The 26,233-nt window shown below is 64.7% G+C and carries 25 protein-coding genes; 9 read left to right on the forward strand and 16 right to left on the reverse strand.

What is annotated here, in order from left to right:
• On the forward strand, positions 1-975 hold a 975-nt coding region (locus AC1DJ5_RS14055), incomplete at its 5' end, for a DUF6880 family protein (protein WP_477020995.1).
• A gap of 12 nt (positions 976-987) precedes the next feature.
• On the opposite strand, the gene AC1DJ5_RS14060 is transcribed toward AC1DJ5_RS14055, so the two are convergent.
• The 6 genes from AC1DJ5_RS14060 to AC1DJ5_RS14085 form a co-directional block, all read right to left on the reverse strand.
• Positions 988-1,572, reverse strand: coding sequence for an alpha-ketoglutarate-dependent dioxygenase AlkB (locus AC1DJ5_RS14060; protein WP_477020996.1), 585 nt, complete (start codon positions 1,570-1,572; stop codon positions 988-990).
• Positions 1,569-2,648: a DNA polymerase IV gene (gene dinB, locus AC1DJ5_RS14065; RefSeq protein ID WP_441454838.1), complete on the reverse strand. Its 1,080-nt coding sequence runs from the start codon at positions 2,646-2,648 to the stop codon at positions 1,569-1,571. The genes AC1DJ5_RS14060 and dinB overlap by 4 nt, the downstream gene beginning before the upstream one ends.
• A 79-nt stretch (positions 2,649-2,727) precedes the next feature.
• Positions 2,728-3,363: an alpha/beta hydrolase gene (locus tag AC1DJ5_RS14070; protein WP_477020997.1), complete on the reverse strand. Its 636-nt coding sequence runs from the start codon at positions 3,361-3,363 to the stop codon at positions 2,728-2,730.
• 124 nt (positions 3,364-3,487) lie between these two features.
• The gene (locus tag AC1DJ5_RS14075) at positions 3,488-4,783 is read right to left on the reverse strand and encodes a PQQ-dependent sugar dehydrogenase (protein WP_477020998.1); all 1,296 of its coding nucleotides are present in this window, start codon (positions 4,781-4,783) and stop codon (positions 3,488-3,490) included.
• On the reverse strand, positions 4,780-5,217 hold the full coding sequence (locus AC1DJ5_RS14080) for a DUF2231 domain-containing protein (protein WP_441454841.1): 438 nt from the start codon (positions 5,215-5,217) through the stop codon (positions 4,780-4,782). The genes AC1DJ5_RS14075 and AC1DJ5_RS14080 overlap by 4 nt, the downstream gene beginning before the upstream one ends.
• A 340-nt stretch (positions 5,218-5,557) precedes the next feature.
• Complete coding sequence (locus AC1DJ5_RS14085) at positions 5,558-6,466, reverse strand: LysR family transcriptional regulator (protein WP_441454842.1); 909 nt, start codon at positions 6,464-6,466, stop codon at positions 5,558-5,560.
• 94 nt (positions 6,467-6,560) lie between these two features.
• On the opposite strand from AC1DJ5_RS14085, the gene AC1DJ5_RS14090 reads away from it, so the two are divergent.
• From AC1DJ5_RS14090 to AC1DJ5_RS14100, 3 genes are all read left to right on the forward strand, one after another.
• A complete protein-coding gene (locus tag AC1DJ5_RS14090) occupies positions 6,561-7,349 on the forward strand; it encodes a DODA-type extradiol aromatic ring-opening family dioxygenase (RefSeq protein WP_477020999.1) in 789 nt (262 codons plus the stop codon).
• Between the two features lie 20 nt (positions 7,350-7,369).
• Positions 7,370-8,215 (forward strand): SDR family oxidoreductase, encoded by an 846-nt coding sequence (locus AC1DJ5_RS14095; protein ID WP_441454844.1) that lies wholly within the window; start codon positions 7,370-7,372, stop codon positions 8,213-8,215.
• Between the two features lie 809 nt (positions 8,216-9,024).
• Entirely contained in the window at positions 9,025-9,324 is a 300-nt protein-coding gene (locus AC1DJ5_RS14100) for a hypothetical protein (protein WP_477021000.1), read from the forward strand.
• A 16-nt stretch (positions 9,325-9,340) separates the two neighbouring features.
• On the opposite strand, the gene AC1DJ5_RS14105 is transcribed toward AC1DJ5_RS14100, so the two are convergent.
• From AC1DJ5_RS14105 to AC1DJ5_RS14125, 5 genes are read right to left on the reverse strand one after another with little or no spacing between them, the layout of a single operon-like run.
• Positions 9,341-9,718 carry a hypothetical protein gene (locus AC1DJ5_RS14105; protein ID WP_477021001.1) on the reverse strand — a complete coding sequence of 126 codons (378 nt, stop codon included), beginning with the start codon at positions 9,716-9,718 and terminating at the stop codon, positions 9,341-9,343.
• 23 nt (positions 9,719-9,741) lie between these two features.
• Entirely contained in the window at positions 9,742-10,410 is a 669-nt protein-coding gene (locus AC1DJ5_RS14110) for a JAB domain-containing protein (RefSeq protein ID WP_477021002.1), read from the reverse strand.
• On the reverse strand, positions 10,355-10,837 hold the full coding sequence (locus tag AC1DJ5_RS14115) for a hypothetical protein (protein WP_477021003.1): 483 nt from the start codon (positions 10,835-10,837) through the stop codon (positions 10,355-10,357). Before AC1DJ5_RS14115 ends, AC1DJ5_RS14110 begins: the two co-directional genes overlap by 56 nt.
• Positions 10,819-11,199, reverse strand: coding sequence for a hypothetical protein (locus AC1DJ5_RS14120; protein WP_477021004.1), 381 nt, complete (start codon positions 11,197-11,199; stop codon positions 10,819-10,821). Before AC1DJ5_RS14120 ends, AC1DJ5_RS14115 begins: the two co-directional genes overlap by 19 nt.
• 16 nt (positions 11,200-11,215) lie before the next feature.
• Positions 11,216-11,689: a helix-turn-helix transcriptional regulator gene (locus AC1DJ5_RS14125; RefSeq protein WP_477021005.1), complete on the reverse strand. Its 474-nt coding sequence runs from the start codon at positions 11,687-11,689 to the stop codon at positions 11,216-11,218.
• Between the two features lie 421 nt (positions 11,690-12,110).
• Between AC1DJ5_RS14125 and AC1DJ5_RS14130 the strand changes: the two genes are divergently transcribed.
• On the forward strand, positions 12,111-13,010 hold the full coding sequence (locus AC1DJ5_RS14130) for a S1/P1 nuclease (protein ID WP_441454849.1): 900 nt from the start codon (positions 12,111-12,113) through the stop codon (positions 13,008-13,010).
• 243 nt (positions 13,011-13,253) lie between these two features.
• On the opposite strand, the gene AC1DJ5_RS14135 is transcribed toward AC1DJ5_RS14130, so the two are convergent.
• Positions 13,254-15,587: a glycoside hydrolase family 15 protein gene (locus AC1DJ5_RS14135; RefSeq protein ID WP_441454850.1), complete on the reverse strand. Its 2,334-nt coding sequence runs from the start codon at positions 15,585-15,587 to the stop codon at positions 13,254-13,256.
• Between AC1DJ5_RS14135 and AC1DJ5_RS14140 the strand changes: the two genes are divergently transcribed.
• Genes AC1DJ5_RS14140 through AC1DJ5_RS14155 form a run of 4 tightly spaced genes read left to right on the forward strand, consistent with a single transcriptional unit; the run spans position 15,498 to position 19,062 of the window.
• Positions 15,498-15,701, forward strand: coding sequence for a hypothetical protein (locus tag AC1DJ5_RS14140; protein ID WP_441455008.1), 204 nt, complete (start codon positions 15,498-15,500; stop codon positions 15,699-15,701). The genes AC1DJ5_RS14135 and AC1DJ5_RS14140 overlap by 90 nt on opposite strands.
• A gap of 3 nt (positions 15,702-15,704) precedes the next feature.
• Positions 15,705-17,300 (forward strand): glucose-6-phosphate dehydrogenase, encoded by a 1,596-nt coding sequence (zwf, locus tag AC1DJ5_RS14145; RefSeq protein ID WP_441454851.1) that lies wholly within the window; start codon positions 15,705-15,707, stop codon positions 17,298-17,300.
• A complete protein-coding gene (locus AC1DJ5_RS14150) occupies positions 17,297-18,133 on the forward strand; it encodes a Cof-type HAD-IIB family hydrolase (protein WP_441454852.1) in 837 nt (278 codons plus the stop codon). Before zwf ends, AC1DJ5_RS14150 begins: the two co-directional genes overlap by 4 nt.
• The gene (locus AC1DJ5_RS14155) at positions 18,130-19,062 is read left to right on the forward strand and encodes a class I fructose-bisphosphate aldolase (RefSeq protein ID WP_441454853.1); all 933 of its coding nucleotides are present in this window, start codon (positions 18,130-18,132) and stop codon (positions 19,060-19,062) included. Before AC1DJ5_RS14150 ends, AC1DJ5_RS14155 begins: the two co-directional genes overlap by 4 nt.
• A gap of 890 nt (positions 19,063-19,952) precedes the next feature.
• Here AC1DJ5_RS14155 and AC1DJ5_RS14160 read toward each other — a convergent pair.
• The 4 genes from AC1DJ5_RS14160 to AC1DJ5_RS14175 all read right to left on the reverse strand — a co-directional run bounded on the left by AC1DJ5_RS14160 (position 19,953) and on the right by AC1DJ5_RS14175 (position 24,746).
• Positions 19,953-21,152, reverse strand: a complete 1,200-nt coding sequence (locus AC1DJ5_RS14160; RefSeq protein WP_441454854.1) for a tyrosine-type recombinase/integrase — start codon at positions 21,150-21,152, stop codon at positions 19,953-19,955.
• 104 nt (positions 21,153-21,256) lie between these two features.
• Positions 21,257-21,502, reverse strand: coding sequence for a hypothetical protein (locus tag AC1DJ5_RS14165; RefSeq protein WP_441454855.1), 246 nt, complete (start codon positions 21,500-21,502; stop codon positions 21,257-21,259).
• Positions 21,503-22,543: 1,041 nt separating this feature from the next.
• Positions 22,544-22,849: an IPTL-CTERM sorting domain-containing protein gene (locus AC1DJ5_RS14170; RefSeq protein WP_441454856.1), complete on the reverse strand. Its 306-nt coding sequence runs from the start codon at positions 22,847-22,849 to the stop codon at positions 22,544-22,546.
• 1,246 nt (positions 22,850-24,095) lie between these two features.
• Positions 24,096-24,746, reverse strand: coding sequence for an IPTL-CTERM sorting domain-containing protein (locus AC1DJ5_RS14175; protein WP_441454857.1), 651 nt, complete (start codon positions 24,744-24,746; stop codon positions 24,096-24,098).
• Between the last annotated feature and the right edge of the window lie 1,487 nt (positions 24,747-26,233).

Below are 26,233 nucleotides of genomic sequence, written 5' to 3' on the forward strand. Positions count from 1 at the left end.
TGGCGCAAGCGGGGCGAGTTGATCGAGGACCTCGAAGCCCACCGGAAAATGATCGTCGAGCGCCTGGCGCCGGCAGCCCCGGCCGAGGCGCTCGCCATCCTCGTCCGCTGGTTCGACCTCTATCCGGGCCTCGCCGCGCGCGTGAAGGATGCCAAGGGCGAACTGGTCGTCGTCTTCGAGGCGGCCGCGCCCGATCTCTTCATCCTCGCCGAGACGGCGGGCGAACCCGCCGCCCGTGAGCTGGCGGACGCGCTTCGCCGTCGCCCTCTCGACTACGGCCGGTGGATCGCCGCCGCCGGCGACACGGTCGGCCCCGATCTGGCGCGCCGTCTGCTCGACAGTCTCGACGCCTCGGCCAGGAAGACGCCTGCCGGGCGCAATCTCGTCCGCCGTCTTGCGGACCGAGCCCAGGACCTCGATCTCTGGCTGTCCCTCGTCACGCCCGAACAGGCCGGATCGCCCGATGTGGCGGCCGACATCGCGCGTCGGCTCCTTGCCGCCGGCCGACTTGTCGAGGCGCGAGCCGCCCTCGAAGGCGCGCTGGCGCTCTCTCCCGCGAACCGTCGCTGGACATTCGGTCGAAACCCCGCGGACGGCGCCCCCAGGCTGACGCCGGCCTGGGAGGCCGCCTCCATCGACGTGCTGGACGCCGAGGGCCGCCGCCAGGAGGCCCAGGATCTGCGCTGGAACCTGTTCGAACGCGACCTCTCGGCTCAGGTCCTGAGGGGCTATCTCGCCCGTCTTCCCGACTTCGACGACGTCGAGGCCCTGGACCGGGCCTTCGCCCACGCCGCCGCCCATCCCGACTTCGAGGCGGCCATGCGTCTTCTCATGGACTGGCCGGCGCACCGCGAGGCGGCGAGCCTGGTTCAGGCCCGACCGCGCGAGGCCCGCAAGGTCGGGCCTATCGCCAGGGACTGGGCGTCCCGATTGGCACAGCGCTTTCCGGAGGCCGCCGACCTCCTGGCGGACTAGACCCCGGCCGTCTCAAGCCAGGGTCCTCAAGGTGATCGAATACCGCAGCGCCGTCATCGGCGTGATGGAATGCTCCCAGAGGCTCCGCGCCTCGCCCGAGAGCCGGTAGACGGAACCGGGTGCGAGCGGCGCCGCCAACCGGCGCCACTCCGACCCTTGCTTCAGACGCAGGCGCATGACGCAGGGCGCCAGAAGAGAGACGCCGAGGATGTCCCCGTAGACCGGCCGGTCGCGATGCCAGCCGATGCCTGCGCCCGGGGCATACTCATTGACGAGGGCCTGAACGAAGGCCGCCCCGTCGACCTCAAGCCGTCCTGCCAGCCGGCCCAGCAATGATTGCAGAAAGTCCGGCCACGGATCTACGGCCTCAAGCCGACGGCTGTCGGGGTCATAACGGCGGCCGAAGGCGGCGATGCGCCGGAAGCCAACGTATCCCATGTGTTCATAGGGTTTGAAGACCAGTCCCTGCAGCCGCTCGACCAGTTCAGCCTGCTCCAAGGCGGACAGTACGCCGGGCCAATAGCCGAAGCCGTCCGGCCCCGCCGCGGGAGCCAGGACGGGGTCGTGTCCGAACAGGTCGGCCTGGGCCTCGGTCATGACAGCGCCAGTTCGCCACCGGCGGCCTCGGGCGGCGCCTTCTCGAGATTGGAGATGGCGACCCCGACGAGCCGAACCCCCTTGGTCGGCGGATAGAGCGACCGCACCAGCAGGCGGCTGACCTCCCTGAGGCGGGCCTTCGAACCGACCGGCTCGGCGAAGGACCGGCTGCGGGTCGACTGCTGGAAGTCGGCCCACTTCACCTTCACCGTCACCGTTCGTCCCAACGTGCCGGACTTCTCGCACCAGGCCCAGACCTCGTCCGCCATCTCCCCGACGCCGGCCTCGATCGCCTCGGGATCAACGAGGTCCCGCGCGAAGGTGGTTTCGGATCCGCTCGACTTTCGCTCGCGATCCGGATTGACCGGCCGCTGATCTTCTCCGCGGGCGATGGCGTAGTACCAGGGTCCCGACTTGCCGAAATGATGCTGGAGGAAGGCCAGCGACTGGCGATGCAGGTCAGCGCCCGTTTCGATCCCGAGCCGGTGCATCTTCTCCGCCGTCACCGGTCCGACGCCATGGAAGCGCTTGACAGGCAAGGTTTCGACGAAAGCCTCTCCCCGCCCCGGCGGGACCACGAACTGGCCGTTCGGCTTGCGCTGGTCCGAGGCCAGCTTGGCCAGGAACTTGTTGTAGGAGATCCCAGCCGAAGCCGTCAGTCCGGTCTCCTCCAGGATGCGGGCCCGGATTTCAGCAGCGGTGGCGGTAGCCGTCGGCAGCCCCCTTAGGTTGGCTGTGACGTCCAGATAGGCTTCGTCCAGGGAAAGCGGCTCGATGAGGGGCGTATAGTCGGCGAAGATGGCGTGGATCTGCGCCGAAACGGCGCGATAGACCTCGAAGCGCGGCGGCGTGAAGATCAACTCCGGGCAGCGTCGCAAGGCAGTGCTCGACGGCATGGCCGATCGCACGCCGAACCGACGCGCCTCGTAGCTGGCGGCGGCGACCACGCCGCGCGAGGCGGCATGGCCCACGGCGACCGGCCGCCCGCGCAGGCTCGGATCATCCCTCTGCTCCACCGCGGCGAAGAAGGCGTCCATGTCCACGTGGATGATCTTGCGAGGCGTTGCGGCTCCCATGGCCGACACCTAGCAAAATCCGAACAAAACGGGAACACCCATTGCCGTTCGCGTGGACGCATTCAGCCAGACCGCCCCGTCACAGCGTCAGGCCGCCTGCCCTCCCCCGGTCAGGACCTGAGCCGCCCGCGCCGCCTTGTCCTGCGAAAGGAAGCGGCGGCGGCGACAGGCGCCGCCTTCTATCAGCCGTCTCGCCCAGTGTCTTCGCCAGGAACCGCCCGGCAGCGGCCGCTCCGGCCGCCTGCACCTCGTGACCGCCGCCCTCAACCCAGACGGTCTCGACCGGAGCTCCGAGTTCAGCCAGGGCCGCGGCGGCGGCGGCGGCCTGGCCTTCGGCGCTCGGGATCACCGCGTCCGCCGTCCCGTGAATCAGCAGAACGGGCGTCGTAGTCGGGAGCCACGGCGTCGGGCTGGCCAATCGCCCCGAGAAGCCGACAACGCAGCCTACGCGCCACCTGCCCGACACCACGGCGTCCAGAGCCATGATCCTCCCCTGAGAAAAGCCGACCAGCGCCACTCGCTCGGGCCGGTCGGACAATCCGTGGGCGGCGATCAAGCCTTCGAGAACGGAATCGAACGCGGGTCGCGCCGCAACAATCCTCTCCGCCCGATCGGCGGGCGTCACGCCAGCGACGCTGAACCACTGCCGTCCGGAGCCTCCCTGATCGAAGGGAAACGGCCCGTCAGGGGCAGCGAGGGCGACGCCTGGGAGCACATCCGCCTAGACCCTGGCCAAGGGCGCCAGGGAAGCGCCGTTGGACCCGACTCCGTGCAGGAAAACCACAAGTGCGTCACTCATCAGACAGCCTCCAGGATCATGCCGCCCAAGCTGGGTGAGATCAGCGGCTCGGCGCGACCCTCCACACGGTGTTGGACAGGTCGTCTGCAACCAGGAGAATGCGTCGTTCCGGATCATAGGCGACGCCGACGGGCCGCCCGCGCGCCTGACCGTCGTCGGTCAGGAAGCCGGTGACGAAATCCACTGGCTGTCCCACCGGGCGTCCGTCGGCGAAGGGAATCCACACGACCTTGTAGCCGGACAGGTCCTGGCGGTTCCAGCTGCCGTGCTCGCCGACGAAGGCGCCTTGCGAGAAGGCCCCGCCGAAACCTCCATTTGCCGCGAACGACAGACCCAACGCCGCCACATGCGAGCCCAGCGCGTAGTCCGGGGCGACGGCGCGCGCCACCATCTCCGGGTTCTGCGGCCGGACGCGCGGATCGATGTTGCGTCCCCAGTAGCTGTAAGGCCAGCCGTAGAAAGCGCCTTCTCGCACCGAGGTCAGGTAGTCGGGAACCAGTTGCGGTCCGATCTCGTCGCGTTCGTTGACGACCGCCCATAGAGCACCGGTCTGCGGTTCAATCGCGAGGGCGGTTGGATTGCGGATCCCGGTCGCGACCGTACGGCGCGCGCCGGTGGCGCGGTCGATCGCCCAGACGACAGCCCGCTCTTCCTCGACCGCCAGACCGCGCTCGCTGATATTGCTGTTGGAGCCAATCCCCACATACAGCGTCATCCCGTCGGCGCTGGCTGTCAGGGACTTGGTCCAGTGATGGTTGATCCGCGACGGGAGTTTGGTCAACTCCACGCCCGGCGCCGTGATACGGGTCTGGCCGGTCTGGTAGGGGAAGCGCAGCAGCGCGCCCTGATTGGCGACGTAGATCGAACCATCGACGAAGGCCAGGCCATAGGGCGCGTCCAGATGGTCGATAAAGACGCTGCGCACCTCCGGTCGGCCGTCGTTGTCGGCGTCGCGCAACAGGGTGACGCGGTTGCCGCTGGCGACCTGGGTGTTGCCCTGTTTCTTGATGAAGCCCGCAATCACATCCTTGGGCCTGACCTTGGGCGCCTTGCCGCCCCTGCCCTCCGCCACGAGGATATCTCCGTTGGGCAGGACGAGAATTTGACGCGGAATCTGCAGGTCGGTCGCGAGGGCCGTGACCGTGAAGCCGGCCGGGACCGTGGGCGTCCGATCGCCCCAGCCCACAGGTTTGGCGATCCTCATCGGCGGAACCAGGGTCTGGCGGATGTCCGGGAGGTCGGGGTTGGGCCCAGTCTGTTTCAGCCCCGGGTCGCTACGGCCGCAGCTGGCCAGCGCCACAACCAGGGCGGTTGCGCCCATTAAGGTACGGATCATCCCGCACTCTCCCGGTATCCATGGTCGGAATAGGCGATGAATCCGGCCCCGAGCGCCAGCAGCGTGCAGGCGATCGAGAGCGACAAACCGAAAACGCCGACAGAGCTCCACGCGTCCTGGCTGTGCTTGAAGGCGTTAATCAGGCCCAGAATCCACATGAGGCCGAGCCCGCAGGCCAGGATCACGCGTCGTCTTCGGTCGGGTTCACGCCAGCCCAGCAGAAGAACTATCAGGGCCCACGCCAGAACCAGTCCTCCGAACACCAGCGCCCCGACGATCAGCCAGGCCGAAAAATTGGTCCACTGGATCTCGGCCGTCCGCAGGTAGGCGATATCGGTCGCGAGCGCCGCGCTGAACAGGGCGATGGGGAAACTCAGGAGCAGGGCGTTGAGCGGGCGCAATAGCGGTCCTTCTGCCTTCAGTGATGCGGTCATGCCGGATTCCTTCCATGGCAGAGCTTGGAGGCCGGATTCTCAATACGCCACGACGCGATTGGTTTCATCGTGGGCGCCGGTCGCCTCTGCTTCCACGGGCGGATCGACGAACAGCCATGCCGCGCTGCTTCACCAGCGGCGACCGGGGAAGCCGTTGATGCAGGCTTCAAACTCGAACATGTCGATGGGAGTTGATCTTGGTCTCCCCATTATGAACACGCCGGCCTTTCTGTCCGCCGCGCGACGAAAGTTTACGCAGCAACGGCATAGTCGACCGGATAGCTAGATGATGGAAAGGGGGATGCCATCAGGAGAACACGTCGTCAGAGGGGCGACCGCGTCACCAGGCAACGGCCATCACCCGCAACCGGTGCGACAGGAAATCGATCCACGCCCGGGTCTTGGCCGCCGGCTTGCGCGCCGCGTGGGTGATGGCGTGGATCGCCCCCATCTCCATGAAGGGCGCATCGAGGGTGATCTCGACGAGTCGCCCCTCCGCTACCGCCTTGGCGGTGAGGAAGCGTGGCCCATAGACAAGGCCCTGGCCCGCCACCGCCGCCTGCACCAGCACCTCGCCGTTGTTGGCGTGGAATGAGCCTCGAACCGGCTGCCGGATGCCGCCGTCGGCGCCAAAGCCCCAGTGCGATGTCCCGATGAGCGCCGACAATGTGTAGCCGAGGCAGTCGTGTGTCGCGAGGTCGGCCACCGTGCGTGGCGTGCCCCGCGCCGCCAGATAGGCCGGCGAGGCGCAGATGTTCAGGCGGGCGTCCGCGAGCTTCCTGGCCACCAGGCTGCTGTCGGCAAGTTTGCCGATCCGGATCGCCATGTCCCAGCGCTCTTCCAGGAGGTCGACGTAGCGGTCGTTGAGCCCCAATTCGATCGTCACCTCGGGATGCAACTGATGAAACTCGGCGATGAGTTCGCCCAGGTGCAACACCCCGAACGCAGCGGGCGCGCTGACCCTGAGCAGTCCCTCCACGGCCAGGGTGCGCGCAGAGACCTCGGCTTCCGCCTCCCTGAGCTCCGCCAGGATGTGCTCGACCTTGTCGAGGTAGGCCGCGCCCGCCTCGGTGAGCGCAAGGCGGCGCGTGGTGCGATTGACCAGGGTCGCACCCAGCCGCGCCTCCAGCGCGTTAAGATGCCTGGCCGCCATCGTCGGCGACATGCCCATGTCCCGAGCGGCGGCGGAGAGTCCGCCCAGCGCGACAGCCCGCACGAAGACCTCGATGCCGGTAAGCCGATCAGCCAAGGATTTCACACCCAAGGTTCAAGGTCATTCTCATAATTACCCGATTATCACGCATCAGTCGAAAGCGCATATGTCTGTTTCGAAAGGACGCACCATGACTCGCCAGCCAACCTTCTTCATCCCCCACGGGGGCGGCCCCTGCTTCTTCATGGACGACCCGCGCGGAACATGGACCGGCATGGAAGCCTTCCTGCGCGCTCTGCCTGATCGGCTGCCCGAGACCCCGACCGCCATCCTGGTCGTCTCGGGCCATTGGGAGACAGACGGCTTCGCCCTGACCGGCGCCGAAAAGCCGGGGTTGATCTATGACTACAACGGCTTCCCGCCTCACACCTACCAGTTGCGCTTCGACGCGCCCGGCGCCCCGGGGATGGCGCAAGAGGCCGTAACCCTTCTCACCGCTGCGGGCCTGAAGGCGCGCGTCGATTCCGAGCGCGGCCTCGATCACGGGGTCTTCGTGCCGCTGAAGGTGGCCTTCCCGAACGCCGACGTTCCGGTCGTCGAGATGTCGGTGGATCGCAATCTCGACCCGGCGCTTCACCTCGCCGCCGGTCGAGCCCTCGCCCCGCTGCGCGACAAGGGCGTGCTGATCCTGGCCTCGGGCATGAGCTTCCACAACATGCGCGGCTACGGAGATCCCCGCTTCACGGAGCCATCGCAGGCTTTCGACCAGTGGCTCACAGACGCCGTCCAATCGCCGGACGACGCCCGCTCCGCAGCGCTCGAACGCTGGGATGAGGCGCCCGCCGGACGCCTGTCCCACCCTCAGGAAGAGCACCTGCTGCCCCTGATGGTGGCCGCCGGCGCAGCCGAGGGACCCGGCCAACGAATCTACACCGAAAAGGTGATGGAGACCGCCATCTCGGGCTTCCGGTTCAACTGATCCAATCAAGGAGACTTCCCATGACCATCGCCATCACCGGCGCGACCGGCCATCTTGGCCGCCTCATCGTCGAGAAGCTGAAGTCGAAGGTTCCCGCTGAATCCATCGTCGCCCTTGTCCGTTCGCCCGAGAAGGCGGCCGACCTCGGCGTCGCGGCCCGGCCGTTCGACTATGCCAAACCCGAGACGCTCGCCCCCGCCCTCGAGGGCGTGGATACTCTGATGCTCGTCTCCTCCAGCGAGGTCGGCCAGCGCGCCGTCCAGCACCGCAACGTCATCGACGCCGCCAAACAGGCCGGCGTCCAGCGCATCGTCTACACCAGCCTGCTGAACGCTGACGCCTCGCCGCTGAGCCTGGCCGAAGAACACCGGCAGACCGAGGCCGACCTCAAGTCGTCAGGCATCGCCCACACCATCCTGCGCAACGGCTGGTACGCCGAGAACTACACCGGCTCGATCTCCGGCGCCCTGGCCGGCGGCGCCTTCATCGGCAGCGCCGGCGAAGGCCGGATCTCGGCGGCCCCGCGCGCCGACTTCGCCGAGGCCGCCGTCGGCGTGCTGACCAGCGACGGCCACGACGGCAAGACCTACGAGCTCGCGGGCGACGACGCCTGGACGCTCGCGGACTTGGCGGCGGAGATCAGCCGCCAGACCGGCCGGACCATCCCTTACCGGAACCTGTCCGAAGTCGACTATGCCGCCGCCCTGACCGGCTTCGGCCTGCCCGAGCCCCTGAGCCAGGCCATCGCCGGCTGGGACGTCGACGCCTCGCGCGACGCCCTGTTCGACGACCGGCGGGCGCTCTCGAAGCTGATCGGCCGCCCGACCACGCCGCTCTCCGTCTCGGTCGCCGCGGCGTTGAAGTAACCTTTCGAAGAGGCGCGCGGCGAACTCGCCGCGCGTACGCTCCAAGGCCTTCGTCTACTTCATCGGCCACGCCGCATCCCAGATTTTACAACGGCGGCGACCCCGCCCTCCTCCTCTTCGTATTCTCGGGCAGGATCGATCAGCATCGTTTCCCGCCTGGTGCGAGGGAAATGACGGCCTCCCCGACCCTGTCGGGACGCTGTTTTGACAGCCTCCGCTCAATTCGCCCTGCCAAGAGCGCCGCACATCCGGGTTGGTGGTCCGATCACCCGGATTCTGGAACGCCCAGCCTGCAGGCGACGGCCTGGAATTCCGCCGGATACAGAGCCGCCCTGCTCCCGGGCGAGGATCGCGTGAGGTTTGACCGGAATCCGGCTGATCGATCCGACAGCCGCGAAAAGGCGACGCGACGTGATCGAGGACCTCGCCGACGGTGGTCGATCATGGCGGTCCCGGCGTCCTGGCCCCTCCCAATGCGGCATGGGAACGATTTCCGGCCATGCAGAGACGGCGCAGGAAACGGAAGCGCCATTGACGGGTTGTCACGCAAGACTGGACCCCAGTTCTTGATCGTCGGGAATGGCGAATGAATGATTCAGCGGCGAACACCCTGAACCGCGTTCTGGCAGGATTGTCTGATCTGCTTCCCACATTGGAGGCGGTCTACAAGGACGTGCACGCACACCCCGAACTCTCGATGCAGGAAACCCGGACGGCCGCCCTCGCGGCCAGGCATCTCGCCGACCATGGCTATGAAGTGACGACCGGAGTGGGCAAGACCGGCGTCGTCGGCCTGCACCCTGGGGCTTGTGTTCCTGGGCAGCGCACCGATCGCGGCCGGACTGCTGCTGGCGTTGTCGGGCGCGATGAACACCGCCATGTCGGTGATCTGGATGACCTGGATGTCGCAAAACGCCGACGACGCCCCGGAAGCCGCAGGAAGCCTGATGGTCGCGGCGGTCCAGACCTCGATCCTGCTCGGCGCCGTGGCGGGCGGCTGGTTGCTGGATGGCTTTTCGATCCAGGCGACCTTCATCGGCAGCGTGATCCTGGCAGGCGCAGCGCTGGTCCTGATCGGCAATGGCCGCAGGCTGCTGAAACCCCGCTGACCCATTGCCCCGAAAATCAGACAGAGAACACCTCTGGCTCATGATTGCCTGATTTGTCGGCGCCCTCAGGCAATAGCTCTATGGCACGCCCAAGAATGGACGACACGATGAGAGCCGCTTCTCGGTCAGCAGCAAGATTCGAACTGTAGACGACATCCTGTAGCGCACGGAATATCTGCGGCAAACTGGCGCTCAAGACCGGCTCTGGACACTCGGACCATTCACGGTCGATGGCCGCCTGCGGATAGCGCTCACGAAACGTCAGTTCATTCAGAGCCCGCAGGCGTTGCGACAACGTCCGGACACTCCATCCCGACGGGAGAATATTAGGCTGGTTGGTCACAAACCCTGCCACGAGACCAATGGTTCGATCTGGAAGGATGCATACCGACATTTCGCCTCCAAGGGTTGCGATGTTCAGATCAGACCCAGTTGTTTGAACGAGGCGTATTCGCCTGTAGCTCCGATGATGACGTGGTCGTGCATGACGATACCCATCACCCTGCATGCCTCTGCAATCTGCTTCGTCAGGCTCTTGTCCGCCTGCGATGGCTTTACGTTGCCGGACGGATGGTTGTGGGCCAGCACAATGGCTGACGCCCCTACGTCCAGGGCCCGGTGAATTACCTCTCTTACGTACATCGGCGCATGATCCACCGTCCCCCTGCCGGCCACCTCATCCTTGATGAGGGCGTTCCTCTTGTCGAGGAACAGGATCCGCGTCTGCTCCTTGATCTCGTACTGAAGGCTCGCCCTCAGATATGAGATCAGGGCAGGCCAGGAGGACAAGATCCTTCTCCCGTCGACGCGCTGCTGGAGAGATCGGGCCGCAATCGCGGCGCATACGCTGACATGCTTCACAAACCCCTGGCCGCTCTTCTCGTCGACGGCAGTTCGGACCAGCCTGCCCGGCGAAGCCGAGAAAAGACCGCCAAGAGTGTCGAACTCGCCGGCCAGCCTCGCCGCCAACTGTTCCGCACCAAACGGTTCAACGGCCGCGATAAATGTCTGAAGGAGCGACAGATCTCCTTCACTCCAGGCCATGTTCAGATCCGGTGCGATGATTTGCACCAGTTCCCCGTCCATCAGCCGCCTCCCTGAATCGGCGATCCGCCATGGCTTCCCCGGCGCCTCCGAAGATCATGAGACTGATGAGCGTCCAGAGGGTAAGCCGCACCGTCACGCCCGTCCAAGCGGTCAACTGAGACGAGAGAAAAGGCAAAAGGTGCGTGCAGACGATCAGGAACTGCAGCGCCGCCGCAATCACCAGCCACCAACGGGTAGACCGAGCGCTCAACCGCCACAGCCCGATGAAGAGCGCCAGGTTCAGGCCGGCGAGCCCGACCTTCCAGGTTGAGAGCTGGAGCGAAAGCACCATCGGCTCCACGAGGATGTAGGTTGCGAGCAGCGCAGCGGCGTACCGTTCGACGCGAGCGCCTTTCCAGACCAGCAACGCCAAGCCTGCACAGTTGAGCGACCACAGGACGTATCCGATCAAATCATCGGCCGCCACTCTGGTTCACCGTGTGCGATCTTCTTGATCGGGGTTTCAATGACGTCCTCGCCTGTCTTGGATTCAGACGGCCCCAAACGAGAAGGGGCAAGCCCGAGCTCGGCGGCGAGCTTTTGCAACCGGTCATGCGTCCGAAGCGTCTGGCCTCTGGCGTCGAGGACGGCGCCCATGGCGCCATGCAGACTCAGCAGGGCCGTATGGCCGCAGCCGGCGGATAGTTGAGCCGACAGGCGCCCTTCGATCATGCTGATCGAGAGCTGATTGGCTTTCAAGAACGCCTGATCCAGAGCGTGCTCGAAGTCGATGAGGTCGTGAGCGACGATGGAGCCGATGGTCGCGGCGGTATCGGTCTGGTTACGCATGGCGAATGCCCCTCTTTCAACGCCAGCTCAAAAACGTCGCGACGACCCCGAACACCATCAGACCTATGGCGAGGATGGCGCCGATCGCGATCGCTATCCCCAGGGCCAGGAAGACGATGAGGGCCAATTTTTTCGGCCCCCGCCACCCGGCCGTCGTGCGCCAGTGCCCCAGTCCCGAGTACACGCCATATGGCGTCCCAGGAGAAGGGCTGTCCGACTTGTGCTCGAAGGCGACAGACGCCTCGCTGACACCTGGAGCTGGACCGCTTTCACCGGCGCCCGCCATGCCCACAAACCCGTCTGACGGAATCTCCGTCAGGCGTTCCAACGCCTTCTTCCGGCTGGAGACGCCGAGCTTTCGCTTGGCTTCCCTCATGTGGTTCTCGACGGTATGCGGCGACAGGCCGAGTTTCCGCCCGATCTCCTTGTCGCTCATGAAGGCAGAGAGCTTCAGGCACTCCGCCTGCCTATGAGACAGCCTTTCAGGCATCGACCGCTCCCCTGCGCCGGCAGGAAGTAATGCGGCGCAGCTGCGAGTCGTCCAGTGGACACACGCAACAGGGGGTTTTCACGCCTCAGGCAGTACAGATGGCGCCATCTGGCGAGCAGGCGCAAACGCGAAATCCCGTAGGTCGGCCGGCTGTTCGTTGGCTAAGCCATGGCGCAAATACGACCGCACCCGGCCCTCTGAACCTTGCGGGCTAACGCTGAGCGATCTTAATGACCGTGGCAAGCAAGGGTATTCACCGCAATATATGCGGCGAATAGCCACCCCTAGCTGACGAAAGCGAAGTCCGCTCATTGGCCTGGATGCCAATGTCTGGTTTCAGCGCTGAGGCCCGGACAAAGGATCTGTCATGGTGTGTTGCTAATGCGTGGTCTCTATTTCCGACGCCATGAGAGAAGTTTTGATGTTGAACGGTTTTGCAGCCATCCCGGCCGCACTCTGTCTTTCGCTGACCCTGTTCGGTCTCGCGGGGCCCGCTCAGGCGTGGGGAGGCGCAGGCCACCGGTTGATCGGTGATCTCACCTATGAGCGGCTATCGCCTGAGGCCAAGGCCATGGTGGATCGATTGATCGCTGCCGCCCCGCGACAGGAAGGTGCTGACGTCTGCCCCGTCGCGTCCTTGGCCGATGCCTCGGTCTGGGCCGATTGTGTGCGAGGCGCGCGATTGGCGAGCTTCGGCTACATGTCCGAACTGCATTATGTGAGCGCGCCGGTCTGTGAGGCGGCGCCTATTGGAAGTTTCTGTCCGGACGGCAACTGCGTCACCGAGGCCGTGCGGCGCTCAGAGGCGATCCTCAGCGACAACACGGCTTCGGACCTGACCAAACTCCTTGCTCTTCAGCAACTGGCCCATTTCCTTCAGGACCTGCATCAACCCCTTCATGTGGGGCAGAACGCCGACCAGGGCGGCAATGAGGTCACCATCACGACCATAGAAGGCGGCCGGGCGCGCAATCTTCACTCGCTCTGGGACGGGGATCTCGTGGCTGTCACGATCGGACACCAGCGCGAACGTGTAGACGAATTGCGGACCCTTATTGCGTCCCGGGAGGCGCAATGGCGCGGTCAGCCCATCGAAACCTGGGCTCGGGAGGCTTTCGTTCATAGCCGCGACTATGCCTATCCGCAGCTTGCCTCTTCGCCCAACTGCGGCGAGGCGCCGGCTGACGGCGGGCAGATCACCACAGCCTATGTCGAGGGCGCCGCGCCAATCGTCCGGGAACAGCTTGGGAAAGCCGTCGTCCGCCTGACTGAGGTTCTGGAGCGCGCTGCGGCGGCCCAGACCGATCTGCCCGCCCGTTGAGACCTCCACTCTGAAAGACTTCGCACCCCGCGACGCGGGTTCGGATCCCCGGACGCGTGGCGCGGACCAGGATCTTCTGGGCTTGTCGCAGCTTCACAAACACTTCCGAGCCGTTGGTGAGATGGCGGCCGGTCAGATGCGGCGTCTTTCGTTGGCGCGAAGACGCTGTTCTCGCCGGTCGGCTGCTTGGTGGCGCGGTCCCTCAAACGATCGCGCCACCGCCGTTGTTTCCCTTCAGTCGGGCTAGATGAGCGGTCGCGTCGGTCGCGGTAATTCTGTGCGGTGCGGCGTCGTCCCTGGCTTCGCAGACACGTCACGCCGACGGCGACTCTTGCTCGAGCGCTGGATGCTAGGTTTGCAGCTTCGGGTCAGATTCAGCGACGTGTTCAACAGGCACACGTGGGAGAAGGCTTGGGGGAAGTTGCCGACCTGCCGACCGACCTTTGTGTCGAACTCTTCCGACAACAGGCCGACATCGTTGCAAAGAGCGAGCAGGCGTTCGAACAGGCGCCGGGCGTCCTCCGTGCGACCGAGCTTGACATAGGCGTCGGCCAACCAGAAGCTGCATGGCAGGAACGCCCCCTCGCCGGGCGGCAGGCCGTCGTTCACACGATGGGTGTCGTAGCGCATGACGAAGCCTTCGGGCGTCAGCAGTTCGCGTTCGACGGCGGCGACCGTGCCGGCGAACCGTGGATCGTCATGGCTGATGAAGCCCAGGCTGGCGATGAGCAGGAGGCTCGCATCAGCACTCGGATCATCATAGGCGCGCTTGAAGGCGCCTGTCCGGGCGTCAAAGCCGTTGTCGAAGATGGCAGTCTTGATCGTCTCCCGGAGGGTGCGCCATTCCTCGACAGGACCATCGAGACCGTGCTCGTCGACAGCTTTTACCGCCCGATCCAGCACCACCCAGGCCATAATTTTGGAGAAGGTGAAGTGATGGGGACCACTCCGCACCTCCCAAATGCCTTCATCGGGCTGGTCCCAGACCGTGACCACGTGATCGATAACCGCCCGCTCCAGCGCCCAGCTGGATTCCTCCAGCAAGCCCCAGCGTCGCGCCTGGTGGAAGGCGTCCATCAGTTCGCCGTAGACATCGAGCTGGAACTGCTGGTGCGCGGCGTTGCCGACCCGGACGGGCGCAGCGCCCTCATAGCCAGGCAGCCAATCGGCTTTCCATTCCATCAGCCGCCGCTCGCCGGCGATGCCGTACATGATCTGCATCTCCGCCGGCGCGCCTGCCACGGCGCGCTGCAGCCACCTGGCCCAGGATTTGGCTTCCGTGAAATGCCCCGCGTTCATCAGAGCCAGCAGGGTCAAGGTGGCGTCGCGAATCCAGCAGTAGCGATAATCCCAGTTTCGCTCGCCGCCGAGCGCCTCCGGCAGTGACGTCGTCGGAGCCGCCACCAGCCCTCCGGTCGGGGCGTAGGTCAGAGCCTTCAGGGTCAGCAAGGAACGCTTCATGACCTGTGAATAGGCCCCCCGCACCTCGCCGCGCGCCGACCAGCCAGTCCAGAATCGTCGCGTGACCCCCAGGGCCGCCTGTGCGTCGATGGCGGGGGGAACGGGCCGGTGCGAAGGACCATAGGACAGTACGAAGGGCGCAGTCTCGCCCGCACTGACTGTGAAATTCGCCACCGTGGTCATGGCTTCGCCACGGATCGCCACGGGCGTGCGCAGGATGGCCATGTCGGGACCGGCAACAGCCTTCAAGGCGCCGTCGTCCTGTCGCGTCACCCATGGAATCGCCGCCCCGTAGCCGAACCGAAGGATCAGTTGCATCTGCATGTCGACACGACCGGCCCGACCCACGACCAGCCGGACCAGATCCGAAGAACGCTTGCGCGGCGGCATGAAGTCGAACAGGGCCGCCACGCCGGTCGAGGTCTCGAAGGTGGTTTCCAGGATCAGGGTGTCAGGCTCGTAGCGCCGACTGATCCGCGACTGCGGGTCGACGGATGCCATCTTCCATCGGCCGTGCGAAGACTCTCCCAGAAGGGCGGCGAAGCAGGCGGCGGAGTCGAAGCGGGGCCAGCACAGCCAGTCCACCGACCCGTCCCGCGAGATCAGAGCCGCCGTCTCGCAATCGCCCACGAGAGCGTAATCTTCGATGGGCGACGGCATCATTCGGCCCCGAAATCGATGATCATCCTTACGCCGTCCGGACGTCGCCTGAACGCCTGGTTCCCCAGGCCCCGCAGATCGTCGCGGAATGCGCCAGCCACCCCGGGCATGATCATGAGAAGCCTCGCACATGGAGATCGCCGTCGGCGACCTCAGGGAATCTTGAGGACATGGTGAAGGTTGCCATGCTTCGTAACCGATACGCTCACCGGGCGTTCCACATCCGGACCAGAGGCCAACGCGAAGCTGCAACCTCCCTTTCGTGTGTGAGTTTCGAAATGGGGCAGCCGGATCGCATCGAGGCGGGACAGGGTGTCGTGACCATTGCCGCAGACGAGACATTGAGGCCGAGCACCTTCTTGATCGATCAGCCTTGCATCGACACCAGCCGCACCTTGTCGATGGACACCGGAAAAGGCCGAGTCCAGCCACCCCCGCACGCCGATGGCCCCACATCTTGTAGCAGCGCTTCCTGCGTTACGATCCAAGGATCCGCTCCGGCCAAACCGCGACCGCTTCGTGCTGTCCGACGCGCACGCCTCGATGCTGGTCGGCGGCTCGGCGGACTAGGACGTGTTTAGCGACCAAGCCAATCCGGAGCCCCCGGGCGAGCCCCCCTCCCCCCGGCGTTCGGCCGCCGGCTGCGCGCTGGTGATCTTCGGCGCCACCGGCGATCTGACCCAGCGCCTGATCCTGCCGGCGCTCTACAACCTGGCGCGTTCCAAGGCATTGCCGGACCAATTCGCCCTGATCGGCGTGGCGCACACCGAGCAGACGACACAGGATTGGGGGGATCAACTCTACGACAGGCTGAAGAGCTATGTGGGCGATCCGTCCGGCGAATTCGAAATCGACCATATCGACGAAGGCGCATGGCGGCTCCTGACCCGGAACATGACCTACATCAGCGGCGACCTGACCCAGCCCGAGGTCTATGCCGCCCTGACCGAGGCCCTCGACGCGGAAAAGACCCGAGGGGTCCAGGGCAACGTCATCTTCTATCTGGCGGTCGCCTCCTCACTGTTCGGCCCTATCGCCGAGCATCTCGCCAATGTCGGACTGACGGATCAGGGTCAGAATCGGCCCGGCCAGGCGCCCCGCTTCTGGCGGCGGGTCGTGGTTGAAAAGCCGTTCGGCCATAGCCTGGCCTCGGCGCGCGCGCTGAACGCCAAGCTGCTGCATACCCTCGATGAAGTACAGATTTTCCGCATCGACCATTTCCTTGGCAAGGACACCGTCCAGGCCATCATGGCGTTCCGCTTCGCCAATGGCCTGTTCGAGCCGATCTGGAACCGGGACCGCATCGACCACGTCCAGATCACTGCGGCCGAAACCGTCGGGGTGGAGGCGCGCGGCCAGTTCTACGAAGCCACCGGGGCCCTGCGCGACATGGCCCCCAACCATGCTCTCAGTCTGCTCTCTATGGTGGCCATAGAGCCGCCCGTGGGCTTCGACGCCGCCACGATCCGCACCAAAAAGGCCGAGTTGTTCGCCGCCATGCCAGCCGTGCCGCCCGACCGGGCGGTGCGGGGCCAGTACGGGGCCGGAACAGTGCTCGGCAAGGCGGCGAAGGCCTACCGGCAGGAACCGGATGTCGCGCCGGACTCCAACGTGGAGACCTATGTCGCCCTGCAGTTCGAGATCGACAATTGGCGCTGGGCTGGCGTGCCGTTCTACTTCCGCACCGGAAAGCACATGTCGCAGCGGACCACCGAGATCGCCATCCGCTTCAAGCAGGCGCCCTACGCCGCCTTCCAGGACACCCCCGTCGAGAGCCTGCGGCCCAACTGGCTGGTGTTGAGCGTTGCGCCCGACGAGAGCATCTCCCTGCAGTTTGAAGTCAAGCGGCCGGGACCAGACATGGACCTGGTCGCCGTAAAGATGGAATTCCACTACGATGACTGGTTCCCCAAGGCCGCCAACGTCGGTTACGAGACGCTGATCCACGACGTAATGATCGGCGACCAGACGCTGTTCATGCGCGCCGATATGGTCGAGCACGGCTGGCGAATCGTGCAACCCGTGCTGGACGCTTGGGCGAGCGCCAGGGCCAAGGTTCCCGACTACGATTCCGGCAGCGACGGCCCCGCGGCGGCCGACGTCCTGATCGCCAGCGACGGCCCGCGACGCTGGAGGCCGCTGGCTCAGCCCGGGGCGCACAAGCCATGAGCGGGCGCCCCGACATACGCCTGCTGCTCGCCGACATCGACGGCACCCTGGTCACCCAGGAGAAGGTGCTGACCGAGGCGGCCAAGGCTGCGGCGCGGGATCTGGGCGCCGCCGGCATTGCCCTGGCCCTGACCAGCGCCCGGCCGCCGCGCGGCATGCGCATGCTGATTGAGCCGCTGGCCTTGCAGACCGTCCTGGCCGGCTTCAATGGCGGGCTCTACGTGCGGCCCGACCTGTCGGTGATCCGGCGCCATGCGATCGGCGCCGCGACGGCCAGGACGGCCGTGAACCTGTTCCTCGCCGAGGGCCTGGACGTCTGGGTCTATACGGAAAAGGACTGGATGGTCTGCAACCCCAATGGGCCGCACGTGGCGCGCGAGGCCTGGATCCTGCAGTTCGACGCCAAGGTCGTGACCGATTTCAGCGACGACGACCTGGCCCAGCCCCTGAAGATCGTCGGCGTATCAGACGATCTGCCCCTGGTCGCCGCCTGCGAGGCCAAAGCCCAGAAAGCGCTCGGCAACCGCGCGAGCGCCACCCGTTCGGAACCACACTTCCTCGACGTCACCCATCCCAGGGCCAACAAGGGCGCCGTCGTTCTCACCCTGGCCCGGCGGCTGAACATCGCGCCCCAACAGATCGCCACCATCGGCGACATGCCCAACGACGTCATGATGTTCAAGAAAAGCGGCTTCTCCATCGCCATGGGCAACGCCAGCGACCCGGTCAAGGCGCAGGCGAGCGTCGTGACCGACAGCAACGAAGAGGATGGGTTCGCCAAGGCGGTCAGGCGTTTCCTCCTGCCGTCCGCCCCCGCAGGAAAACGATCATGACCCCGCGCGTAAGAGAGATCCTGAGCTGGTACGCCTCCGAGACGGTCGGGACCGTGACCAACCTGTCGCGCCTGCTCAACCATGGCCGACTGGCTGGCGTCGGCAAGCTGGTGATCCTCCCCGTCGACCAGGGCTTCGAGCATGGTCCGGCGCGTTCGTTCGCCGTCAATCCGCCAGCCTATGATCCGCGCTATCACTTTGAGTTGGCCATTGAGGCGGGCTGCAATGCCTATGCCGCGCCGCTGGGCCTTATCGAGGCCGGCGCCCGCGACTTCGCTGGCGAAATCCCGCTGATCCTGAAGCTCAATGACAGCGACAGCCTGCGCGAGGACGCCGATCCGGATCAAGCTCTGACCGCCAGCGTCCAGGACGCGCTACGCCTAGGCTGCTGCGCAGTGGGCTTCACCATCTATCCGGGCTCGGCGCACCAACTGCGGATGTATGGCCAGCTTCGCGCCTATGCCGAAGAAGCCAAGCGCGCCGGGCTGGCGGTCGTGGTCTGGTCCTATCCGCGCGGCTCGGGCCTGAGCAAGGAGGGCGAGACCGCGATCGACGTCGTGGGTTACGCCGCGCAGATCGCCGCCCAGCTCGGCGCCCATATCATCAAGGTCAAGCTGCCCGCCCCCCACGTCGAACAGGCGGCGGCGCGCAAAGTCTATGCGGATCAGAAGATCCCCATCACCACGGCTGCCGACCGGGTGCGCCATATCGTGGATTGCGCCTTCGCCAGCCGCCGGATTGTCATCTTCTCCGGCGGCGCCGCCGTCTCCGACGACGAGACGCTATTGGGCGAAATCCGCGCCATCCATGCCGGCGGCGGGTTCGGCTCTATTATAGGCCGCAACGCCTTTCAGCGCGCCAAGCCGCAGGCCCTGAAGATGCTGGGCGAGGTGATGGACATCTATGCGGGCTCGCCGCCCCCCGCCTGACCCGCTCGGCGCCCCAGAACGCGATCATCGTTGCGCCGTCGATTCTTTCGGCGGGCTTCGGTCGTCTGGTTGAGAAAGTGCGCGCGGCTGACCCTATCGACGTGATGGACCACCCTCTTGTGCCGGCCACCGACGAACCCGGGGATCGCGGTCGCCGAGAAGGGCCCGGGTCGAAACCATTCTCCAGAGCCGCCGGGGGTTCGATGCGGCTACGCGAGGCGAAGCCGATCGCCAGAGCGGCTGGACAACCTCTGGCCCCCGATCCGATCCCTACTCCATCAACCAGATCAACGAAGAGCGCGCGCGATATCGCTGAGCCTTGTAAGGAGCCCTCGCCAAGCTGGTGGGGGCTTCTTTCTGTTCGCACTGGTTCCGCCTGCGCCGATCAAACACTTTCGCCGATGTGCCGAAGTAGCGAGGACTCGATAAAGGGCGGGTGATCTCTTCGGGTCAGAACACGCCTTAGGGCCCCAAACCGTTTCAAGACATTTCAGCGAAAACGGCCTCAATGACCTCTCCGGCGACATCGAGACAAAGGATGTATGGTGATGCGGGAAGTGGACCCTCTCCGCGATCGCTGAAGGCAAGCAGGCTGAAATAACTTCTAGGCAGTTCGACCGGCGAGATTTGCCGTAGCTGCTCGAGCACTTCCGCCTTGGCCGCTGGCGCGGCTCACCAATCTTGACCGTGCAGCATTTGAGTTCCCTCGCCTGTGCAGATCATGGATCAGGCGATCAGCGCTACCCCCCCATAGCTGACGTTGTCGACATCCGCTTACCAGCCAAGGGCCATGCCCGATGCTGGACCTTGAACCGAGCGCGACTGACCGTGTCCCCGTCGCGGTTCGTCTTGCTCTCGAGAGCCAATCCTGGTCAGGTGAGGGAGAACCTTCACGCGTCGCGATCCCCCATGCAGAACGCGGCCCAGTCGTCCATCAGACGGAAACGCTTGGCCATCATGTCCCCGCGACGGTAGGCCGCCTCGACCTTATTACTGACCGTATGCGCCAAGGCCATTTCCGCGGCCTCCTGAGGGTGAGACGTGCGTTCAGACACCCAATCCCGGAAGGTAGAACGGAAGCCGTGGGGCACGGCGCCCACCTTCATTCGCCTGAGCACGGCAGATAAGGTCATATCTGAAAGCGGAACGCCCTTTTCGGCAGGAAAGACAATATCCGTTCCTGCCTGCCGAGACATCTTCTTGAGGAGCAAGATGGCTGCTGGCGAAAGCGGCACCCTATGTTGCCTGCCAGCCTTCATCCGCTCGCCCGCGACCACCCACAGGCCCGCATCAAGATCCATCTCGCTCCAGGTCGCGCCGCGCACTTCCCCGGATCGGGCGGCGGTGAGGATCGCAAACTCCAGGGCGCGCGCTCCCACTCCGGAAACGCCGCCCAGCTTCACCATGAAGGCCGGCATGTCGTCGATCGGAAGCGCCTTGTGATGGGTGATTTTCGCGACCTTTGACGGTTTCGCCAGAAGCTTGTCGAGATGTCCACGCCAGCGAGCGGGGTTGGGCCCGGCCCGATACTCACGCGCCGTCGCCCAATCGAGCACCATTTCCAACCGCCCCCTCAGACGACTGGCGGTCTCGGTCTTGGTGGTCCAGATGGGTTCCAGGATTTGCATGATATGGGGCAAGACGACTTCGTCGACGCCCAGATCGCCGATGACGCCATAGACATAGGCCTCAAGCGTCGCCGCCCATTGCGCACGATGCTTGGGATTCTTCCAACTGGCTGCATGCGCCGCCATGTAGGCTTCAGCCGCCGCCCTGAAGGTGATGGTTGGGGAGGATGCTTTAAGCGCGCTACGCGCCTCTCGTGCCTCCTCTATAGGATCAATGCCTCGACGGATCTGGTCGCGCGCCTCGCGCGCCGCCTCGCGAGCCCTGGCAAGGGTCACGTCAGGATAGCCGCCGAGGCCCATCTCACGCCGCTTCGCGCCTATGGTCGCCCGAAGTATCCAAGTCCTTCCTCCTGTTGGAAGAACCTGTAAGGCGAGCCCGGCTACGCCCCCAACAAAATGAAGTCCGGGATGGCGCAATCTCGACACTGCGAGCGGACCGAGTTCTAGAGCCTTTCGCGGCATCCTACACCCATCAACCGACCCATCTTAAAATTTGCGCTTGGATGGTACTCCACGAAATGGCCTGAAGCCATCATAAGCAAGCCACCGCTGGGTTTGAACAGTAGTCAGCAATGGGGTGAAAAGGCCTGAAACAGCATTCCCGCTGACACCCAGTCTGCGAACTTCGTCCGGTCATTGGTCGACAGGGTGTAGATTTCCCGGACGATCAGGTCGTTCGTCGCGGACGCCCCCATCGGACAGCCATGAAGGCAGTGGAAGGTGTGGATCTCGGCGTCGCCGGCGCGCGCCGTCCCGGCCCCCGCCACGAGTGCGATCATCATGGCGGCGACGGCTGACCTGGTCAGGAACATGCGGCTCTCCTCATGGCCGGGATGTCCCACCGGTTTCGCCGCAGGGCAAGGCGGGAAAAGGATTGTCTGCGACCAATTCTGGCGCAGCCAAGGTGGTCAACGCCGGCCATCGCGACATGGCGAACCGCGCGATTGATGCGGCCGCCGCAGCGCAACCGACAGCTCCGGTGGACGGCAGCGGCCAAGCCTAAGGCGGCTATCCCCTAGAGCAACGTCGACGACCAAACTGATCCCGCGAAACAGGCAAGCGAGAATGCGAGCAGCGTCGCTTCAAATACGGAGAGCGACCAAGCTGGACGGCGTCGGCGTGTCTTCACATTCATTGAGGGTCTCGCTCTCCAGGATGATCTTGAGGGCTAATCCGGCATGTGCCGTTAGCGGACGTGAAGGCTAAGCCACATCGCGTTCAGCACGCGGTCCATATCCCAAGGACGCCACGCGAATCACCAAGCCATAGAGCGCGGCCAAGAGTCTTTAACAATTGAGGCGACTTCCGAACAACGGCGGTTTTTGACGGCCCGGTGCGCCGCAGGGGACTGATGCGAACCGGGCCGTCTGGCCGTGCCTATGCGGCCTCTCGATTGCAATGATCCCTGCAGCGCAATCGAGCGCAAATGAGTCAAGAGAGGGCTGGCTCACGTAAAACGCCCCGGGAGGGACGCTTTCGGAGAACCCGGCCAAAAGAACTTTGTTCCGCCGTTCCGGCGCCGAAATAAGACGCACGTCGTGCGCTACGCCGCGCCCTCTCCCAGCAACTGCTCGTAGGGCTCAAGGGCGTATGAGCTCACGCCATTGGCTCGCGCCGCTGCAATAGCCGCCAGCATCTCAAGCCGCCATGCCTCCTGCAGGAAGAGACCGGGTTCGGTCCTTGCTCGCAGACGAAGGGCGTCCAGGGGTGCAAGATTCTCGGCGCTCTCGATTTGCAATCCGGCCTCCTGTCTAGACGCTGCAGCCTAGGCGATGCGGTCGCCCGGTAAAGTTAAGCTGTCGATGCATTTTGCCGCATGGCGCTGCCCCCCTACAAACAAGCGCCCGCGATGATCAGCGCATTGTACATGAGAAGCTGCGCGGTGGGATCGAAGTTCGTCTCCGCTGGATCGTCAGAGCTGCGCCGCCCGCCAGCATGACCCCGAACAGGACCATCGCCCATTCAGTCATGGTCGGGATGGGAGCGGGCGTAAAGGACACCAGCACAGGTGTGACAGGTGTCGCCCCGCTAGTGAACCGGCTGGACGGCCTGGGCTGCAGCAGGCCCCCGCCGAAAAGCTCAGAACCGCAACACCGGCCGACGCCGCAACCGCGCGCGCCAGTCGGCCAAACTGCATTCTCATTGGTTTCCCCCTCCATTCGAACTGCGGCCCCTACCCACAACGTGAGAACGGGGCGATATCTGTGCGTCTCAAAATTTGAGAGCCTGGTTCGCCGTGAGGGAGCCCTCCCTCACGCCCAATCTGAACTGGAGACCGCGACGAGCATCCGCATCGTGTAAGAGAGGCTGCGCGCCGCAGACTTCGCTCCCGGCTAGGAGTTCAGTTCAATATTGGTGGGTAGTCGGCCGTTTGCTTGAAGATCGGGAATGGCAGCCAAAGCATCCGCCTCACTCGTGAATGCCCGATCCTCGAAACGGTACCAGTCGCCCTCATGGTTCACCTCGATCTTGAATATCCAATATCGATCCGGCCGATCTGAAGCCAAAACAACCCGGAACTTCGGGTGCACTGGCTTCGGAACCTCCTTCGGCGATCCGTGATCCTGCGGGACATGCAGCAGACCATTCCTTAAAAATTGGAGACCGCGATGAACGAACCTCTGCCCTTGCCTGTTGGGTTACCCTTTGTGGCGGTGTGCTCAGCATCCCAGCGTCAGCTTTGGCTCAGTTCAGCTTCTAGACGGCCGAGAAGTTCAATCACCGTCCTGGCTTGAACCTCGCCCATGCTCACCATCGTCCGGCCCTCGCACGCGAGGACGGGGCGCCATCATCGCTGATTGATGCGAAATCCTGGGGGCGTCGAGCCATCTGGTCGCTCGTCCAAGCTCTCATCATGGGAGGTGGGAGATGACGTCAGAGCAACCATCTCGTGCTATCGCCGTTCTACCGGCTGGTGATCGGCCCCCGGTCTTGCGCTAGTTCGGGACTGATCATTGCGTAGAGCCCATAGGCAGGCTCCGCATCAAGGCCCGTCATCCTTCGGGGCGGCGGGCCTTCTTGTTTGGCCGAACGGCGGTTATCGTTTCTCGTCCGATTGTCGGGTTCGCTCCGTCATGAAACGAATAGTCGCACCTCTCATCGCGCTAGCCGCCCTAGCGTCTAGCGCTACGCCGGTTCCCGTCGCGCCGCCGCCGGGCAATCCCGACCTCAACAGTTGCGGCGTTTACTTGCATCACGATGAAGGCGGCATACGGTATGGCAGGCCCGTCGCCCGACTGTGGTCGCGGTCGGCGAGTTCAACAGCAACGGCCAATACAACGAGGCCAGGATTCCCATGAACCACGGGGACTTCGTGAGCATAAAGATGCAAGTGCAGCGCGCGCGCTGTATCTGATCTACCTACCGTAAAGCCCGCTCCGGTTCTCCGGGGCGGACTTCGTCGTTTCAGGCCGTCCGCCGCCGCTGAATTGTCAGCGCCGCGCCGCCCGCCAACATGACGCCCAGCAGGATCAGAGCCCATTCCGACATCGTGGGGACTGGAGTGGCGTTTTGGAACACTGCTGAGAAGACGTAGTCTTGAGTGGGATTGGGGCTAGCTGGAGCAGCGCCCAGCTTAACCACGCGAGAGCCGCCCGCGTAAGAATCAGTCGTCACCAAAACTAGGTTGTAGACTTCGCCAGCGTTCTCGACGGGCGCTGCGATCACGATCTGCTGCCCTGGAGAAACGGCCAAGCCGACGGCAAAAGTAAGTGTCTGATAGGCAAATGGCGCCACAACCTGGCTCGGGGCCGCCGCGCCAAAAAGTTGCGCGCCGACGTCAGCACCATCCCAAACATAAATAGCCGGACGAACGGTGGAAGGCGTGGCTCCGCCCGCGGCCCGCAGAGAGAAACTGTTCAAAGTGGTCACGCCAGCCGGCACGGTCACGATCTGACCCACGATATTTCCGTAGCCCACACCTGACTGACTGGCATCCGGACCTGACACTGAGACCGTCGTCGTCTGAGCCGACGCGTAGCCAGGCGCCAGCACCGCGAGCCCTATGACAGCAGAGGCGATGCAGGCGCCGACCGCTGCACGAAAACGTTGATACATAGAAATCCCCCAGCCCATTCACGATCATGGGATGGTCTCCATGCGCGCCCCACTTAGTCGGCAGCTATAACGACGGTCAAGCAGCCCTCACGCCCTTTCCGAAGGGCCGGCTTTCGTCATTCCGGCGAGACACGCGTGACGTTGAGCTGCCCCGGCGCCGAGGGCGTGAGGATCAGAGCCTCGGGCGCCAGGGCGACATGACCAGCTGGGGGGCGCCGTCGACCAGGGTGACGACCGGAGCGCAGTCGCCGATGCGGTAGTCGGCAGGCGCGAGGTTTGGCAAGCCGCCGGGAAAGGCCAGGGCCTGGCCGGCGTCGCGGAACGGTACGGACGTTGATTGGCGGGGACGTGCAGGCGGTAGTTGTTGCACATGGGCGGAACCTGACACGCCATTCTCTCATTGTGGAGTCGTACCGGGCGTTCAGCGGCGGCCCGAACACATTCGCCGCTCTCTAGGTTTCCCCTCCTATTGACTATGCCCCTCGCCCTTGCCGGCGGGGGCTTCTTTTTTGCGCCCCCCAGGCGTCCCACTCTTGAGCGGCGTTCCGGATCGGCCAACGCGTCGATGAAGGCTACTGGACGGCTGCGCTGGAAAGCCGATAGCGACGCATGGGCCATGGGCGTCAGCCCTGGTCCTGTTCTGGCCAGCGCCGTTCCTCCGCGCAGGCGGCGACGACAAGAAGGAAGAACCACGACCGCCTGAAAGGCGGATACGACGGCCGGCAATCTGCGGCGGGTTCAAAAGCGATGCATTGATCAGAAGACGTCGACGGGCATTATCCGAACCGGACCGAGTTGGCGCTGCGGCCCAGCCGGCGACCGGAAATCGAGCCGGTCAAAGGAACCTGAGCCGCGGCCGACCATTCCGCTGAAGGAGCCTGATCAGTTCCATTCTCTTTGCGTGCTGCTCAAACCCTCGCCCTCGTGGCGGGGGCTTTTCCTATTCCCTCGAGGCGTCGGATGAACCCGGTGGCTGTGGCCGGGCGTCGCCTTTTTCGAAACCATTGTTCACTAAGGCGCGACCACGAAGGAGGACGCCATGCGAGATCATCTGACGATGGACGACCTGGAAACGTTGCGAGAGATCGACGTTGAGGAAACCAGGCCTGGAGAAGGGATCATCCATCAGGGCCATTCTGACGAGATGGTGCGTCGGGGGTTCGCAGAGGGAGACTCCGAAACGGGCTACCGACTGACTGAAACCGGCCGCCTGGCGATTCAAGGCGCTCCCTGGGCCTTGGACCGATCCCTGCACTCGCCCCGATCTTAAGGCGCCATCGTTACTTGTCCTGCACGCTCCGCCTCGCCGTATCTTTGCGCTGGCGGAAAGCCCGGAACGCGCCATGTGTGGACGGCTCTCCGTTGGCAAGGATTGATTTGACGTTCTGCTGAGCCTGGTCGGTGCGGCCATGTGTTCGACCTGTTGGTGCGGTACGCATGACCGCTGGCCATAATGCCTTCCGCGAAGATGGGTCCTGACCAACAGC

This window comes from Brevundimonas sp. 01N35, from assembly GCF_056399785.1.

Excerpts from the sequence above, each read along its gene's own strand:
- AC1DJ5_RS14060 (WP_477020996.1), bottom strand. The coding sequence starts at position 1,572 with ATGACCGAGGCCCAGGCCGACCTGTTCGGACACGACCCCGTCCTGGCT.
- dinB (WP_441454838.1), bottom strand. The coding sequence starts at position 2,648 with ATGGGAGCCGCAACGCCTCGCAAGATCATCCACGTGGACATGGACGCC.
- AC1DJ5_RS14075 (WP_477020998.1), bottom strand. The coding sequence starts at position 4,783 with ATGATCCGTACCTTAATGGGCGCAACCGCCCTGGTTGTGGCGCTGGCC.
- AC1DJ5_RS14080 (WP_441454841.1), bottom strand. The coding sequence starts at position 5,217 with ATGACCGCATCACTGAAGGCAGAAGGACCGCTATTGCGCCCGCTCAAC.
- AC1DJ5_RS14090 (WP_477020999.1), top strand. The coding sequence starts at position 6,561 with ATGACTCGCCAGCCAACCTTCTTCATCCCCCACGGGGGCGGCCCCTGC.
- AC1DJ5_RS14095 (WP_441454844.1), top strand. The coding sequence starts at position 7,370 with ATGACCATCGCCATCACCGGCGCGACCGGCCATCTTGGCCGCCTCATC.
- AC1DJ5_RS14105 (WP_477021001.1), bottom strand. The coding sequence starts at position 9,718 with ATGTCGGTATGCATCCTTCCAGATCGAACCATTGGTCTCGTGGCAGGG.
- AC1DJ5_RS14110 (WP_477021002.1), bottom strand. The coding sequence starts at position 10,410 with ATGGACGGGGAACTGGTGCAAATCATCGCACCGGATCTGAACATGGCC.
- AC1DJ5_RS14120 (WP_477021004.1), bottom strand. The coding sequence starts at position 11,199 with ATGCGTAACCAGACCGATACCGCCGCGACCATCGGCTCCATCGTCGCT.
- AC1DJ5_RS14125 (WP_477021005.1), bottom strand. The coding sequence starts at position 11,689 with ATGCCTGAAAGGCTGTCTCATAGGCAGGCGGAGTGCCTGAAGCTCTCT.
- AC1DJ5_RS14130 (WP_441454849.1), top strand. The coding sequence starts at position 12,111 with ATGTTGAACGGTTTTGCAGCCATCCCGGCCGCACTCTGTCTTTCGCTG.
- AC1DJ5_RS14135 (WP_441454850.1), bottom strand. The coding sequence starts at position 15,587 with ATGTGGGGCCATCGGCGTGCGGGGGTGGCTGGACTCGGCCTTTTCCGG.
- AC1DJ5_RS14150 (WP_441454852.1), top strand. The coding sequence starts at position 17,297 with ATGAGCGGGCGCCCCGACATACGCCTGCTGCTCGCCGACATCGACGGC.
- AC1DJ5_RS14155 (WP_441454853.1), top strand. The coding sequence starts at position 18,130 with ATGACCCCGCGCGTAAGAGAGATCCTGAGCTGGTACGCCTCCGAGACG.
- AC1DJ5_RS14160 (WP_441454854.1), bottom strand. The coding sequence starts at position 21,152 with ATGCCGCGAAAGGCTCTAGAACTCGGTCCGCTCGCAGTGTCGAGATTG.
- AC1DJ5_RS14165 (WP_441454855.1), bottom strand. The coding sequence starts at position 21,502 with ATGTTCCTGACCAGGTCAGCCGTCGCCGCCATGATGATCGCACTCGTG.
- AC1DJ5_RS14170 (WP_441454856.1), bottom strand. The coding sequence starts at position 22,849 with ATGGAGGGGGAAACCAATGAGAATGCAGTTTGGCCGACTGGCGCGCGC.
- AC1DJ5_RS14175 (WP_441454857.1), bottom strand. The coding sequence starts at position 24,746 with ATGTATCAACGTTTTCGTGCAGCGGTCGGCGCCTGCATCGCCTCTGCT.